7 protein-coding genes are annotated in these 15,326 nt (G+C 66.0%); 2 read left to right on the top strand and 5 right to left on the bottom strand.

The annotated features are described in order from the left end of the window. Nucleotides 1-25 precede the first annotated feature (25 nt). Entirely contained in the window at nt 26-4,015 is a 3,990-nt protein-coding gene (locus tag U5709_RS07740; protein ID WP_321973136.1) for a penicillin-binding Tp47 domain C-containing protein, read from the bottom strand. A gap of 327 nt (nt 4,016-4,342) precedes the next feature. Beyond that, nucleotides 4,343-7,804, bottom strand: a complete 3,462-nt coding sequence (gene mfd, locus U5709_RS07735; protein WP_321973135.1) for a transcription-repair coupling factor — start codon at nt 7,802-7,804, stop codon at nt 4,343-4,345. Nucleotides 7,805-8,078: 274 nt separating this feature from the next. On the opposite strand from mfd, the gene U5709_RS07730 reads away from it, so the two are divergent. Further along, nucleotides 8,079-8,387 carry a hypothetical protein gene (locus U5709_RS07730; protein ID WP_321973134.1) on the top strand — a complete coding sequence of 103 codons (309 nt, stop codon included), beginning with the start codon at nt 8,079-8,081 and terminating at the stop codon, nt 8,385-8,387. A gap of 72 nt (nt 8,388-8,459) precedes the next feature. Further along, nucleotides 8,460-9,224: a ChbG/HpnK family deacetylase gene (locus U5709_RS07725; protein ID WP_321973133.1), complete on the top strand. Its 765-nt coding sequence runs from the start codon at nt 8,460-8,462 to the stop codon at nt 9,222-9,224. A 151-nt stretch (nt 9,225-9,375) separates the two neighbouring features. Here the strand turns inward: U5709_RS07725 and U5709_RS07720 are convergent, their stop codons facing one another. The 3 genes from U5709_RS07720 to glgA form a co-directional block, all read right to left on the bottom strand. After that, nucleotides 9,376-10,302 carry a hypothetical protein gene (locus tag U5709_RS07720; protein ID WP_321972221.1) on the bottom strand — a complete coding sequence of 309 codons (927 nt, stop codon included), beginning with the start codon at nt 10,300-10,302 and terminating at the stop codon, nt 9,376-9,378. A 245-nt stretch (nt 10,303-10,547) separates the two neighbouring features. Further along, nucleotides 10,548-13,757, bottom strand: a complete 3,210-nt coding sequence (locus U5709_RS07715) for a 4-alpha-glucanotransferase (protein ID WP_321973132.1) — start codon at nt 13,755-13,757, stop codon at nt 10,548-10,550. A 63-nt stretch (nt 13,758-13,820) separates the two neighbouring features. Continuing rightward, nucleotides 13,821-15,320 (bottom strand): glycogen synthase GlgA, encoded by a 1,500-nt coding sequence (gene glgA / locus U5709_RS07710; RefSeq protein WP_321972219.1) that lies wholly within the window; start codon nt 15,318-15,320, stop codon nt 13,821-13,823. Nucleotides 15,321-15,326 lie beyond the last annotated feature (6 nt).

Genomic DNA, 15,326 nt, shown 5'->3' with positions numbered 1-15,326 from the left:
CAAGGGGCACAAGTTCACGCTTTGATTAGCGCTTGAAGCGACGACGCAGGGTCGCCGAAACGCCGGCGATAACCGCGCCGAGACCAGCCACGCCGCCCATGGCAAGAGAGGCGTCGGAGGTCTTCGGGAGACTCTTGCTACCGGAGGCGCCGGTGCCGCTCGCGGACGCGGCGTTCGTGGTGGTGTTGGTGTTGTTGACCACGTCGTTGTTCACTACGTCGTTGACCACGTTGTCGGTCTCCTGCTCGGCCGCGTTCTTCACGAGCGCCTTGCGGGCGTCGGCCAGGGCCTTGGTGGCCGCCTGGACCTCGTCCTGCGACGCGCCCTCGGTGGCCTCGACCTTCTTGGCGGCGGCGAGGGCGGCTTGGTAGGCCTTCCAGGAGTCGGCGGTGTAGTCGGACTCGGCGAGCACGTCGACACGGCCGATCTCGACCTTGAGGTCGGTCACGTCGCTCGCAGTGGCGGCGTGGACCAGGGCCTTGCGCGCGTTGGCCAGGGCCTCGGCGGCGGCCGTCACCTGCGCGTCGGTGGAGGCGGCGTCGGCGGCCACCTTCTTGGCATCGTCGAGAGCGGAGGCGAAGTTCTTCCAGGTCGCGATCGTGTAGTCGGACTCGGAGAGCTTCTCGGCGGACTCGATGGAGGCCTTGAGGTCGATCAGCGGGTTGGCCACGAGCGCGGCGCGGGCGTCGGCGATGGCCTGCGCGGCGGCAGCGACCTCTTCGTCGGTGGCGGCCACGTTGTCCACGACCTTCTGGCCGGCCTCGACGGCGGACTTCAGGGCGGCCCAGCTCGTCTTGCTGTAGTCGGCCTCGGCGAGGTCGTTCTCAACGTTGGCGATGGCGGACTTCAGCGCAGCCTTGTCGGCCTCGTAGGTAAAGGTGAACTCGACGTCCTTGTTGTAGCCGGTGGCCTTAACGGTCATGGTGTAGGTGCCGTAGCCGTTAAAGACATTCTTGGCCGCGTTGCCCATGCCGGAGGTCGCCCCGGTGTTCACGGCGCCCGTCTTGGCATCGATGATCTGCGCCGCGCCGCGGCCGGTGGCGCTGTAGTCGGTGCCGTTGACGCTCACCGTGGCGATGTTGCCCAGGTAGTTGGCCAGCTGCGCGTCGGTCGCACCCTCGGCCTTGACCAGGCCGGCGCTCGCAACGTCATAGGCGGCCACGGTCTTGTCGGTGGAGAGGACAAAGGTGTCGCTCACCGCGGCGTACTTGCCGGACTTATCGGTGGCCTTCAGCGTGTGCTGGCCCACGGAGAGGTTTCTCACGTCGAAGGAGAGCGCGGAGCGGCCGGTGGCCGGCGAGACCTCGGCGCCGTCGATGGTGTAGACGGCCTGGAAGCCCTCGGGCAGGTTGGCCTCAACGCTCACGGTCGGGTTCGCGTCGGTCGCGTCGGCGGCGGAAACGCTCACGTCGGCGCTCTTCAGGGGCACGTAGATGCCGTCGCCCAGGTTAATCTGATAGGAGCCGGCGGAGGTGTACACCGTCACGCTGCCGATGGTCTTGCCCATGATGGACTTGTAGTGCTCCGAGCTCGTCGGGCAGCCGTGGACCTGCGAGGTAAAGCCGGTGCACCAAGCGAACTCGAGGCCGTGCTTGTCGGTCTTCCAGATGTTCTCGAGGCTGCGCAGGCCGTAGCCGTAGCCGTCGGTGGTGTTGACCACGGCGCCGTAAACGGTCGCGCCCTTGAGCGTCTCGTACACGGAAGTGTCCGCGTGGAAGTCGAGCTCGTAGTCGCCGTAGCTCGTCTCGGTCGAGAACTCGGCGTCGGCGGAGCCGTCGAGCACGGTGGCCTCGGCGCCGGTCGTCTTGCCGAAGGAGACCTTGCCGCTCGCGTCGGCGCTCATCTCCTTGTACGTGGCGGGAGCCTCGTCGTCAGACACGTAGCTGTAGGAGTAAGAAGCGGCGGTGGCCAGGGCGTCGGTGCCCTCGACCTGCGTAAACTTGCTCCAGTCGATGCCCTCGGCGGAATCGGTCACCTTAACGGCAAAGGTCACGCCGGAGATCTCGGAGCCGTCCTCGGTGTGGTAGGTGCCGGCCGAGAGGTTGCCCGTGGTCTTGGACTTGGTCGCGGAGGTAAAGACGTCGACGGAGGTCGTGTTGCTCGCGGTCTCAGCGGCGTAGAAGTCGCTGTACGGGATGTTCATCACCAGGTAGTCGCCGGCGACGGGGTGCGCCTTGACCAGCGCGTCGACGGCGGCCTGCAGGTGCGTGAGCTGCTCGGACGCGGCGGTCTCGGTCAGCTCGGTGTTGTCAAGAAGCTCCTTGGTCTCGGCGAGCTCGGTCGCGATGGCCGAAGCGCTCCAGGACTCGGCGGTGTAGTTGGACTCCTTGAGGGCGGAGGCCTCGTCGTAGAGGTCCTGGAGCGCCTTCTTGGTCTCCTCGGTCACGGGCGTGGGCGCCGTGTAGATGTTGTCCGAGGTGGCCTCGAAGCTGTAGGTGTAGTCGTTGTAGCCCAGGGCGTGGACGGTCACGGTCCAGTAGCCGGTGCCGTCGGTGCCCTCGGGGAGCTGGCAGCGCGCGGACTCGGTGAGGCCCAGCTGAACGCCGAAGTTCTTGTGCATCCAGTTGTCGGCCGCGAACTTGGTGCCGTAGGTGGCCAGGGCCGTGGAACGGCTGGCGTCCTTACCGTAATACGTCCAGGTCACGGACTGCATGTTGGCGCCCAGGTCGCCGTAGTCGCCCGAGAGGTCGACGCGCAGGAACTCGCCGAAGGATCCGGTGTGGAAGGTGTCGGCGTTCTCGGTGTCGGCCTCGGTCGTGCGGCACACGGTAGCGGTGATGCCGGTCGCGGTTTTGAGGTCCTGGTCCTTAATGCCGGAGGTGCTGCCGGACTTGGCGGCCGAGAAGATAAAGGCGTCGCCGGACTTGGTGACCTCCTTCAGGCCGTTCGTGTTCTCGTCGACGGAGGCGACGACGCCCGTGTAGGCCGAGAGGTTGTTCTCGGAGAAGCCGCCGGCGAGCTCGGTGCCGTTGGCGTAGAACGCGTGGGTCGCCTTAAAGGCCTCGAGGTCGGCGGTCTTCACCTTAACGGGCACGTACTTGGTGCCGGTCACCTTGTGGCCGGCAATGGTGTAGGTGTTCGTGCCGTCGGACACCTTGCCGCCGCTGATGGTCCAGGTCTTGCCGTCAACGTCGACGAAGGACGTCTTGTTCGGATAGTAGGACGGGCTGATCTCGACCCCCTCGGCGGTCTCAATCACGTCGGTGCACTGGAAGCTGCCGCGGTGCAGGCCGTGGTTGGAGGTCGCGCGGGTAACCACGTCGAAGGCGCCGCGGTCGCGCTCCTGGACGGAGCCCGTGTCGCGGTCGACTTCGTCGGAGGTCGCGGTGGAGCCGGCGTTGTACACGGCCTCGTTGGCCCAGTACTCGGCCCAGGTCAGCGACGCGTAGCCGTAGGTGTACTCGTCGGCGACGGGGGTCTCCTCGGTCTTGGCGTTGGCCAGGGCGTTAGCCGTGGCCTCCTTGATGGCCTCGGAGGTAAAGGTGGCGCCGGAAACGGCGTCCACGCTGGTGGACTGGTCGGCCACAATGCGATCGGACATGCCGGTCGGGCTCTTCTTGGTGCCGGTGAGGGCCTTGTTCACGTAGGACGTGGAGTCGCTCGGGGCGGTGGTGGCCACCGTGACGCCGGCGATCTTGTGATCGGCCACGGTCACGCTTACGTTCACGGTGTAGCCGTCGAACTCGTCGTCGTTGTCCTCGGAGCCGTTCTCGGCCACCTGAGCGGTGCCCTCGTACGTGCCGTCGGCGATCTTGCTCAAATCATAGGTTGAGCTGCCGTTATCCGTCGCGGAGGCGAGGACGGCGGCGGTATAATCCTCTTCAGAGGACGTTTGTTCCTCGACTTGGGCGGAGGCCGGCACAGTGTTGGTAGCAGTGGAGCCGGTCTCCGTCGTCATTTCCGCGAGGGCTGCGGTCGGCACCATCGAGAGCGCCAGCGCCGCGACGACCGCCCCTCGGGCGGCGTTGCCTCCGAGCGACGTGAGGTGTCGCCGGAGCTTCTCTTGATCTTGCATATATCCCCTTCTCTGTACATTCGCGCAGCTAGATAGCACCGCCGAGCGAGATTTACCTTACGGATGCCGATAGGTATCCCACGATGAGTAAGTATCGGTTAACAAAGCTACCATAAGTTAGCTCCAGATGACTTAAAATCATCGGCTCCATTTGGACGCCCCGGCTCGCGCCCCGCGTCGGGCGCAGGCGCCGTTCCCGGGCCAAAAATCGCAGATGTTGCCCCGATTGAAGCGCTACAACTGCGATTTTTGGCCCAACAACTGCCGGCCGGCGAGCGTCACTCCGCGGCGCGGCGGCCAGCAAAGCCGTGAGAGGTACTTGCGACGTTACTCGTCCACCTCGTCGTCGCCGCCAAGCTGGGCGAGGACGCCGAGGGCGACGGGCATGAGCTCGGAATCCTTGCGGCGGAAGGGGTAGGCGAGCTTCTTGGTCTTGGGGTAGTTGAGCGCGCCCTCGCCGCGCAGGCGCAGGGCCGTCGCGCGCGGGACCTCGACGCCCTGGTAGACGATACGCCCGTTCGTCAGGCTCACCGCGGTGAGGCCCAGGCGCTGGCCGCGGATCCTCACGCGCGCCCGGTCAAACAAGTTGCGCCCGGCCACCGGCAGCGCGCCGAAGCGATCCTCGGTCTCTTTTTGCAGCTCATCGACCTCGGCGAGGTCCACAGCGGCCGCCAGCTTGCGGTACGCGAGCACGCGGCGGTCGACCTCCGGCAGATACTCCTCGGCTAGGAAGAAGTCCGCCGGCAGGTTGATGTTCACCTCGGCGAGCTCCACGTCGCGTGTCTCGCCGCGGGCCTCGGCCACGGCCTCGCCGAGCATCTGCGTAAAGAGGTCGAAGCCGACGCTCGAGAGGTTACCGTGCTGCTCGGCGCCCATAAGCGAGCCGGCGCCGCGGATCTCGAGGTCGCGCATGGCAATTTTCATGCCGCTGCCAAGGTCCTGGTACTCGTTAATCGCCGTAAGGCGATCAGTGGCCTCCGGCGTGAGCGGCGTCTCTCCCGGGAACATAAAATACGCGTACGCCTGCACCTTACTGCGACCAACACGACCCTTGAGCTGGTACAACTGCGCCAGACCCAAGCGGTGAGAATCCTCGATGATTAGAGTATTTGTGTGCGAGTTATCGATGCCCGATTCGATGATGGTTGTCGCCACGAGCACGTCGATCTCGTGCTCGTCGAATTGCAGCATCATATCTTCAACTTCTCGCGCGCTCATCTTGCCGTGCGCCACACCCACGCGGGCCTCGGGCGCAGCCTCCATCACACGCGCCACGGCGTCGTCGATGGTATGCACGCGGTTGCTCACGTAGTAGACCTGGCCCTTGCGCGCGAGCTCGGCGCGGATGGCGGCGCTGACCACGTCGGGGTCGTACTCCCCCACCGTCACCTTGACCGGGAGGCGCCCGGGCGGCGGCGTCATGATAAGGCTCATGTCGCGCACGCCGCTCATCGCCATCTGCATGGTGCGCGGGATCGGCGTGGCCGAGAGGGTAAGGACGTCGACCTGCTCGCGCATGTTCTTGAGCTGCTCTTTATGCTGCACGCCGAAGCGCTGCTCCTCGTCGATGATAACGAGCCCCAGGTCATAGGGGTTAACGTCGGCCGAGAGCAGACGGTGCGTGCCCACGAGCACATCGACCGAGCCGTCCGCGAAGCCCTCGAGCGCGCGGCGCTGCTGGGCCGGCGTCACAAAGCGCGAGAGCACGCTCACCTTGATGTCGAACGGCGCGAACCGCTCAAAGAACGTCTCGAAGTGCTGCTGCGCGAGGATCGTCGTGGGGCACAAGATCATGACTTGCTTGGAGTCCTGGCAGCACTTAAACGCTGCGCGCAGAGCCACCTCAGTCTTGCCAAAGCCCACGTCGCCGCAAAGAAGCCGGTCCATCGGCTTCGTGGATTCCATATCGGTTTTGATGTCGGCCACAGCGCTTGCCTGGTCGGTCGTGAGGTCGTAGCTAAAGCCCGACTCCATGTCCTCCTGCGCCGGCGTATCCTGCGAGAAGGCGAAGCCCAACACTGCCGAGCGGCGCGTATAGAGGTCTACCAGGTCAAACGCGAGCTTCTTTGCAGATTTGCGGGCCTTGCCGGTGGCGCGGGACCAGTCGGCGGTGTTCAGGCGGGTGAGGCGCGGCGAGTCGCCGTCGGGGCCGACGTAGCGCGTGATGCGGTCGACCTGCTCGAGCGGCACAAAGAGCTTGTCGTCGCCGGAGTACTTGAGCAGGAAATAGTCGCGCTCGCGGCCGCCGACCTCCTGGCGCACGATGTCGGCAAACAGCGCGATGCCGTGCGTGGCGTGGACCACGTAGTCGCCCGGCTTGAAGGGGAAGGTGACGGTCGTGGGGTCCACGCGCTTGGCGCGGCGGCGGGCCTTGGCCGTGCGCGAGGCCAGGTCGTCGACGGAAAGAATGCCCAGGCGGCAGGCGGGAAGCACGACGCCGGCCGGCACGGGCGCGTCGATAAAGGTCACGCGGTCGCGCGGCAGGGGCGGCGCATCGAAGCGCGCGTCGTCGTCGCAGACGTCGTGGGCGTTCTCGGCCGCGGAGCCGAGCGACTCGGCAAAGGGAATGGATTCGTCATTAAAGCGCAGCTCAAGGGCCTCGCGGGCGGCTCGGTCGGGCACTGCGAAGAGGACCGCGGAGCGATCGTTGACGAGCTGGCGGACGCGGCCGAGGAGCTTCGTGTCCGACCCGTTGACGCCCGGCCGCTTGACCTCGAGCGAGGCCGTGGCGGCACCGGCGCCCGCGCGAAGCATGGACGCGAACGAGAGGCGCTGCTGGCGGCCGAAGTCGAGCTGGCGGGGGTTCGTGTAGAGGCCGGCCGTCGAAGTGTGGGCGGCCGTTGCCGCCTGGCTGATGTCGTCGTAGGCGTGCATGCAGTCGTCAAAGAGCGCGCGGGGCTCGGCAAGGACCACAAGGGTCGAATCGCTTGCATGTTCTATGGGAGTGCCCGTGCCGCCATAGAGCTCGGACAAGTAGCGCTCGAGCGACGGCTGGTCAGCTCGCGCACAAATAAGCTCCAAATCAGCGGCCAATGCGGTGTCGTTTTGCGCGCGCTTGTACAGGGCCTCCTCCGCGCGGCCGATGGTCTCGTCGGTAAGCGCCATCTCGCGGCACGGCGACACGGTAACGCTTTGCAGCTCGCCGATGGTCTGGCCCGTGGCGGCCACCATGCGGCGCACGCGGTCGATTTCGTCGCCAAAGAACTCGATGCGCACGGGAACCGAGGCCTGCGCGGGAAAGACGTCGACGGCGTCGCCGTGCACATGGAAGCTGCCGGGGGCGGCCACGTCGCCGTTGTCGGTGTAGCCCATGCCCACGAGCAGGGCCGGGACCTCGTCGAAGGGGACCTCGTCGCCCACGGAGAAGGTGCTCGAGGCGTAGTAGCCGGAGCCCACGGGCGGCACGCGGCGCAGCAGCGAGCGGGCCGAGGCCACCACGATGCAGCGCTCGCCCTCGGCCAGGCGCGCGACGGCCCGACAACGGGCGCCTATGACGGCGTCGTCAGGGGCCTTCTCGCTCCACGGGTAGTCGCGGCGGTCGGGGTAGCGACAGACGACGTCTTGGCCGAGCCACGCCGCGAGGGCGCGGGCCGCGCGGTCGGCGGCCTCCTCACCGGACACCACAAAAAGGCACGGCCGCGGTGCGTTTGCCCAGATAGCGGCCAGCATGAGCGGCCGCGCCGACTGCGCGACGGCCAGCGTTGCGTCATCGCCCGCGCCGAGCGCACGCACCAGCGGCTCGAGCTCCGGCGTGTTCATAATCTGGCGAGAAACCCGGTTGATCAGCATAAAGCGGCACCCTCCCACGATTTTCCCGCCTCATTTTACCCGCCGGCCGCAACATCCCCCGTGGACAAAAGGACTGTCCCTTTGCCTCATCGCCCCGCTCCACAACAAACCCTGCAGTTGGGGTCAAAATCGCCCCCACTTTTGACCCCAACTGCAGGGTTTGATCCGCAAGACCGCTGACACCCCGCTCATCGGCCACCCAAAGGGGTGCATCCGCCCGTTTTTGCGCCTGGGTTACACTCACAATGAAAGCAACGGGCGAGAAGTGATGATCGTGCCCGACATGCTCTCCAACGTCTTCGTGCCCGTCAACACCATGTTCGTGATGGTCCCCGTGGCCCCCTGCGTCCTGGCCCACATCGGAGGCCTCATCGCCGCGCTGACCAACGTGACCACCTACGTGCTCGGCGCAACGAACATCCTCGGCATCACCGGCTACGATGCCGGCGGCACCGCGAACCTCGTCTGGGGCTGCATCGCCTCCGCCGCGGCGTTTATCTCTGCCGCTGCCATCGCGTTCCTCTTCGGCTTCACCAAGGAAGAGCTCGACGCCGACGCCGAGGAGGCCGCCGCAAGCAAGTAGAATCCGACTAACGACCCCCCGAGCGCGACGGGCCACGCGACCCGTCGCGCTCCTTTCCAAGGAGCGTTCCACATGAAACAGCTGCTCATCCGCGCGGACGACATCGGGTACTCGTACGCCGTCGACCTCGGCATCGCGCGCGCCGTGCACGACGGTCTCGTGCGCTCGGTGGGCGTCATGCCCAACATGCCCGAGACCGCCCGCGGCGTCAGCTGGATCGCCGACGCGGACATCGCCATCGGCCAGCACACCAACGTCTGCCTGGGGCGCCCCTGCGCCGACCCGGCGCGCATTCCCAGCCTGCTGGGAGCGGACGGGTGCTTCCACAGCAGCCGCGAGTTCCGCGAGCACTTCAAGGCCGGCGAGGAGCTCGTCGATTACGACGAGGCCTGCATCGAGATCCGCGCGCAGCACAACCGCTTCGTCGAGGTCGTGGGGCGCGAGCCCGACTACTTCGAGGCCCACGCCGTCCTCAGCAAGAACCTCAACCAGGCAATCCACGACGTCGCGGCCGACCTCGGCCTGCGCGAACAGGTGGCGAGCTTTGACCCGATGGCTGTGGTGACCTGCGCAAACACGCCCGTCCGCATGGTCATGGGCTCGATGGCCCCAGACTACGACCCCGCGGCGTTTATCCGCAGCACGGTCGAGGCGATGACCGACGGCGAGACCGTCGTGGTCGTCTGCCACCCCGGCTACCTGGACAATTTCATCCTGCAGAACTCGTCTCTTACCACGCCGCGCGTGCAGGAGGTCGACGCCCTCATCGACCCCGAGCTCCGCGCGTGGCTCGAGGCCCAACCCGACCTGCGCCTCATCGATTACCGCGACCTGTAGGCGCCCGCGGCGTCCCACCGCGTCTCCCAGAGACCCCGCCAGCGGCCCGCCGCGCCCCTCATCGCCCCGCTCCACAACAAACCCTGCAATTAGGGTCAGAATCGCCCCCGATTTTGACCCCAACTGCAGGGTTTGTTGCGTGTGCCTGCCCTCACCGGGCCGTAGGCACCCCGTACGACTGCAAAAACAGCGAGAAGCCCCACTCGTCGAGCGCCTGGGCGAGCGTGAACCGCGCCAAGGGAACCCCGGTCAGCGAAATCCGCGACTCCCTCCTCCGCTCGTCGAGAAGAACCCGCTCCGCGCTGCGCCCGCCCATGTACCTTGGGTTCTCCGTCTTGCGATATCCGTCCAGCTCGCCGAAAACCAAGGGCCGCCCGTCCTCCGAGAGCCACGCATAGTCGACGAAGTACGATGTCCACGGCTCGAGGGCGTCCGGCACCTCGAACTGCAGCACGGGCGGAGCGAAGCCGCACTCGATCATCGTCCCGCGCGCGAGCGACTCGCCGGCGTTCGCGCTCTTTGCATCGGCATGCCGCGCCACCTCGAGCGCCTCTTCCTTGCCGCGCAGCCCGAAGCCCTCTTCCTCCACGATCTCGACCAGCCGCTCCGCTGAGCAGCCCATCTGCTTTAAAGCGGAATCCGCGACGGCCAGCGCATCGGCGAACGGAAGCCAGCGCAGACAATCGACCACCGTGCGCCAAAACGGCGTGACCTCCACCCCGTCGGCCAAGAGCGTCTTGCCAGCGTATTCATGCCGCACGACCTCGTCCGACGAGCGGGAATGCCTTCCCGGCGCCTGCGCGGCATGGATCTGCGACAGCGCCCTCCACGGCACGTCAAGCTCGTGGACAAGCGCCGCCGACGGGCCGCAGAAAACGATGCCCGGCGCCTGCCCCGCCATGCCGCGGATCACGCGGAGCGCCTGCTCGTCCGGCTCCAAAGACTCCCAGATCTCCCGGCCGGCAAACAGCCCCCTCGCCGGCCGCACGACATCACGCCCAACCCGGCGGTTCAGGCACCGCGCCTCTGGCTTGCTCTGCGGCACGTAGCACGTCTTGTCGCGCTCGGACGCCGCCATCCACCGCGCCACCCTCTCGTCAACCTCTCTGCCCATCGCATCGCCCCCGCTCAGCTGCTGTAGTGGGATCTGATTTTTCCCGGCGGGCGCAAAAGCGCCACCAATATTCGGGGAACGGCCAGCGATTTCCCTCCCAAAGATAAAACCCTGCAATTGGGGTCAAAATCAGCCTCGATTCTGACCCTAACTGCAGGGTTTGTTGCACGCGGCCGCGGATGACCGCGCAAACGCATCGGACGACGCCCCTATCGCCCGCTTCTTCGCACGAGCTCGGCGAGATAATCGGCCGCGGCCGTCACGTCTGCCTCGTCGGCGCGCCAGCTCCAGTTGCCCTCGGCCACGCCGGGGACGTTCATACGGGCATCGTCGTCGAGGCCCAGCACGTCCTGGAGCTGCAGCACGGCAACGTCGGCGTCGGTGGCCAGCACGTCGCGGCTAAGGCGACAGACCAGCTCCTTGGCCTCGCTGCCCTCCACGCCGAAGCGCGACTTGGCCCATCCGAGCAGGGTCTGGTTGTCGTGCGTGCCGCCGTAGACGATGGTCTCGGGCTTGGGCTCGTAGCCCTCACGCACGTCGCCGTCGCTGAACTGCACGACGTCCATGCCGGGAATGCCCGTCTCGGCCACGAGAGCGCGGACGGCCGGCGTAATGGCGCCCAAATCCTCGGCGATAAACCGCAGCGGCCCGAACTGCTTGTGTGCCGCACGGAAGAGGTCAGCCCCCGGCCCGAAGTTGAAGTCGCCCTCGGAGGCCTTCTTGCCCTTGGGGATAGAGTAGTACGAAGAGAAACCGATGAAGTGATCCAGGCGCACGTAGTCGTACACGTCGAACGCGCGGCTAAAGCGGCACAGCCACCAGCCGTATCCTTGCTCGCGCAACGCGTCCCAGTTGTACGTGGGGTTGCCCCACATCTGTCCCTCGGGCGCGAAGGCGTCGCCGGGCGCGCCGGCCTGGGCGCCCGCGTAGCCGTCGGCGTCGAGGTCGAAGATGTCCGGCTCGGCCCAGGTGTCGGCGGAGTCGCCGCAGACGTACATGGGCATGTCGCCAATGATGCTGATGCCACGCTCGTTGGCGTAGGCGCGCAGCTCGCTCCACTGCGCGTCGAACGCGAACTGCAGCTTCATGTGCTTTGCCACACCGGCCTTGAGCTGCGGGTCATTGACCAGCTTCGGCGTATAGCTGCGGTACTTGGCAGGCCACTTCTGCCACTCGCCGGGGCCGAGCAGGTCCTTGATGGCCATAAAGCACGCGTAGCTCGTGAGCCAGTACTCGTTCTTGTCGCAGAAGCGCTGGTACTCGCGCGTTTTCTCGCAGCCCTTGAGCGCGGCGAGCGTCGCGGCCTCGTCCTGCTCAAGAAGCGCCGTCGAGCCCGCGAAGGCGCCGAGGCCCGCGTACGGCGAGCCGAAGCTGTCGGGCGGGGTGACGGGCAGGACCTGCCAGTAGCGCACGCCGGCGGCGGCCAGCCAGTCCACGAAGGCTTTGGCCGGCGCTCCCATGGTGCCGGGCTTGCCGCCGTTGGGCACCGAGGTCACGTGGCACAGCACGCCCATACCGCGCTCGAGCGGGGCCTGGAGGCGCTGCTCCTTGTGGAAATGCAGGATCGCCGTGCCGAGCGGCCAGAGGAACACCTCGGCCTGCCCGTGCTCGACCTTGGGGCCCATGCCGGAGACGACGTCGCTCACGCCCTCGTCGACCATCGGCACGCGCACCGTGTGCGAGTCGGAGAGGCTCGCGTTGACGAGCACGCACACCTGGCTGCCGTCCTCGCCGCGGCGCCAGAAACCAAAGACGTCGTCGCCCGAGGAAAACGGCTCGAAGTCGCCGTCGGTCAGCACCGGCAGGGTCTTGCGGATGGCGATGCAGTTGCGCACGATGTTGAAGCAGTCGCGACGGCCGCCGCCCCACGGGAAGGTCCCGCGGTTAAACGGGTCACGCAGGCCCTCGAGGCCCAGCTCATCGCCGTAATACACGCACGGCACGCCGGGCAGCGTCATCTGCAGCAGCACGGTGAGCCAAAGGCGGCTCATGGCAAGCCCCGCCTGGCCGTCGTCCAGCTTGTACGCCGCGCGCTCCGCCTCGCTCATGGAGTCGGGGTCCGGCGCGTTGCCCAGCATGGTAAAGAGGCGCTCGCGGTCGTGGCTGCCCAAAAGGTTCAGGCAGCTGTAGAAGGCCTCGCGCGGGTAGTTCTCGCGCAGCTGCTCCAGGCGGGAGGCCAGCTCAGAGGCGCCGATGTGCCCGCATACGTAGTCGAGAAGCCCCGCGCGCAGCGGGTAGTTCATGACGCCGTCGAGCTCCTTGCCCTCGAAGTACTGTCGAAGCTTGCCGTAGGCGGTCTTGTTCGACGCGTCCTCCCACACCTCGCCGATCAAGACGCCGTCCTCCTTCTCGGCAAGAATGGCGTCTTTAATCTGCGCGATGAACTCGTCGGTGAGCTCGTCGGCCACGTCCATGCGCCAACCGGCGGCGCCGGCGCGCAGCCACTTGCGCACCACGCCGTCGCGGCCGCAAATAAGCTCGTGATAGTCCTCGCTATCGGCGCGGAAGGCCGGCATGTCCTGGTTGCCCCACCAGCCGGCATACGTGTCGTCGTCGTTGAAGGTGAACCAGTTGGCGTACGGCGAGTCCGCCCCGTCCTTGTGCGCCTGCCAGGCGCCCGGCTCGGGGTAGTTCTCATCGCGGTTAAAGTACTTGGAATCGCGCCCGCAGTGGTTCCACACGCCGTCCAAAACAACGGAGATGCCCATCTCGGCGGCCTCGTCGCACAGGCGCCCGAAGGCGGCCTCGTCGCCCAGCATCGGATCGATGCGCAGGTAATCGGCCGTGTCGTAGCGGTGGTTGCTTGCCGCATCAAAGATCGGGTTGAGGTAGATCACCGTGATGCCCAGGCCCTTTAAGTAGCCGAGCTTGCTGCGGATACCGTCCAGCGTGCCGCCGTAGAAGTCCCAGCGCGCAATGGCGAGGTTGGTCTCGGACTTGCGCTTGTACGTCACCGGGGTGTCCCAGTCCTCCACGAGCACGCGCTCGGGGCCGCTCTGGTGGTTCTCCAGCGCCTTCTCGGCAAGCTCGCGCCAACCCTCGCCGCGCGCGAAGCGGTCGGGGAAGATCTGGTAGACGATGCCGTTCTTGTACCAGTCGGGCTGCGTCGCGCGCGGCTCGAACACGGTGAGCTGGAAAGAAGGCGGGTCGCCGTATGCAAAGGCGCCCTCGCCCGTGGTCCAGCCGGGGCGGGCGCCGTAGCGCCACACCGAGCCGTCGGAGGCCTCGATGTCGAAGCTGTACCACACGATGCCGGTCTCGGCGGGCTTATAGTCCACCGAGAAGTGCAGGTGGTCGCTGTGCTCCTCGCCGCGCATCTCGATGAGCTGCTCTCCGTGGGCATCGGTCCACACCCTCAGCGTGCAGAACGTGACGTCGTCGTCCCAAATATCGATGCCAAGCGTAACGACGCCGCCCAACTGGGCGGCGCCGAATGGAGTCCTATACTCCTTCTCTGAGGTAACATGACGAGCTCTCAAAGGTTACCTATCTCTCCTCTTGTTGTACCGAATGATCTCCGGGTGGAGCCAGTGGTAGATGTCCATGTAGTCGTTCGCCGCGCGGCGCCAACTGAAGTCGGCGCTCATGGCGTTATCAACCAACTTATCCCAAGCGGGCTTATCAGTCCAGAAGAGTTCGCACGCACCTAACAAAGTGTCGGCCATCTCGTCGGCGTTCATGTTGGCGAACGAGAAACCGGTGCCTTCGCCGGTGAACTTGTTGTACGGAGCCACAGAGTCGCGCAGACCGCCGGTCTCGCGCACTACAGGCAGGGTGCCGTAGCGCATGGCGATCATCTGCGAAAGGCCACAGGGCTCGAACTCGGACGGCATGAGGAGGATGTCGCCGCCGGCGTACATGCGGTGAGAAAGCGCGTTGTCGAAGGCAATCTTGGCGCACATCTTGCCGGGGTACTTGGACTGGAAGTACTTGAAGGCTTCCTCGTGGTCGTGGTCGCCGGTGCCCAGGATAATGACCTGCACGCCGCGGGACATAAGCCGATCCATGGAGTAGCGCACGAGGCCCAAGCCCTTTTGGTCGGTAAGACGACCGATGGACACGATGAGCGGGCGCGTCGGGTCCTGATCCAGGCCGCACTCCTCCTGCAGCGCGCGCTTGCACTCGGCCTTGTTGGCCAGTTCGCCCTGCGAGTAGTTGGCGGGAATCATGGCGTCGGACGCCGGGTTCCAGATGGTCTGGTCGATGCCGTTGAGGATGCCGGACAGGATGCTGGAGCGGCGACGGAAGATGCCATCCATGCCCTCGCCGTAGAACGGCATCTGCAGCTCGTTGGCGTAGCTCGGGCTCACGGTGGTGATCCAGTCCGTATAGCACAGGGCGCCCTTCATAAAGTTGATGGAGTCCTTGTCACTACGGAGCTGATCAGCAGCCGCGGGGATGTGCGAGAGGCCCAAAATCTCGCCGAGGACCTTATCGCCGTACTGACCCTGGAACTTGACGTTGTGCACGGTGAAGACGGTCTTCACGTTGTTACACTGCGGGACGTCGCGGTAGAACTCGCGAAGGAAGACGGGGCAAAGCGCCGTCTGCCAGTCGTTGCAGTGCAGAACATCGCACTCGAGCTCGGGGATGCGGGCGATGGCCTCGCAGATGGCCTTGGCAAAGTAGGCGAAGCGCTCGCCGTCGTCGAAGTAGCCGTAGAGGCCGTCGCGACCGAAGTAGTCCTTGTTGTCGACGAAGTAGAAGTCCAGCCCCTGAAGGCTGAGTTTCTCGATGCCGCAGTAGATAGAGCGCCAGGCCAGAGGCACGTAGAAATCGCCCACGTGCTTCATGCGGTCCTTGTATTCCTGCGGGATGGAATCGTAGAGCGGGGTGATCACGGCGGCGCGGGCACCCGCGTGCTTCAGAGCACGGGGGAGCGAGCCCGCGACATCCCCGAGGCCGCCCGTCTTGGAGAACGGGACGGCCTCGGAGCCCGCGAACAGCACCCTGATCTTCCTGCGCTTGGCGGAGTTAGTCATGTTCTG

This window comes from Paratractidigestivibacter sp., from assembly GCF_963660155.1.
In the GTDB taxonomy this organism is placed as follows: Bacteria; Actinomycetota; Coriobacteriia; order Coriobacteriales; family Atopobiaceae; genus Paratractidigestivibacter.
The sequence above is the reverse complement of the archived record's forward strand: the minus strand, read 5'-3'. Positions and strand labels throughout refer to the sequence as shown.

What these genes read in the sequence shown, in the direction of transcription:
- U5709_RS07740 (WP_321973136.1), bottom strand. Translation starts at nt 4,015, where the DNA reads ATGCAAGATCAAGAGAAGCTCCGGCGACACCTCACGTCGCTCGGAGGC.
- mfd (WP_321973135.1), bottom strand. Translation starts at nt 7,804, where the DNA reads ATGCTGATCAACCGGGTTTCTCGCCAGATTATGAACACGCCGGAGCTC.
- U5709_RS07725 (WP_321973133.1), top strand. Translation starts at nt 8,460, where the DNA reads ATGAAACAGCTGCTCATCCGCGCGGACGACATCGGGTACTCGTACGCC.
- U5709_RS07720 (WP_321972221.1), bottom strand. Translation starts at nt 10,302, where the DNA reads ATGGCGGCGTCCGAGCGCGACAAGACGTGCTACGTGCCGCAGAGCAAG.
- glgA (WP_321972219.1), bottom strand. Translation starts at nt 15,320, where the DNA reads ATGACTAACTCCGCCAAGCGCAGGAAGATCAGGGTGCTGTTCGCGGGC.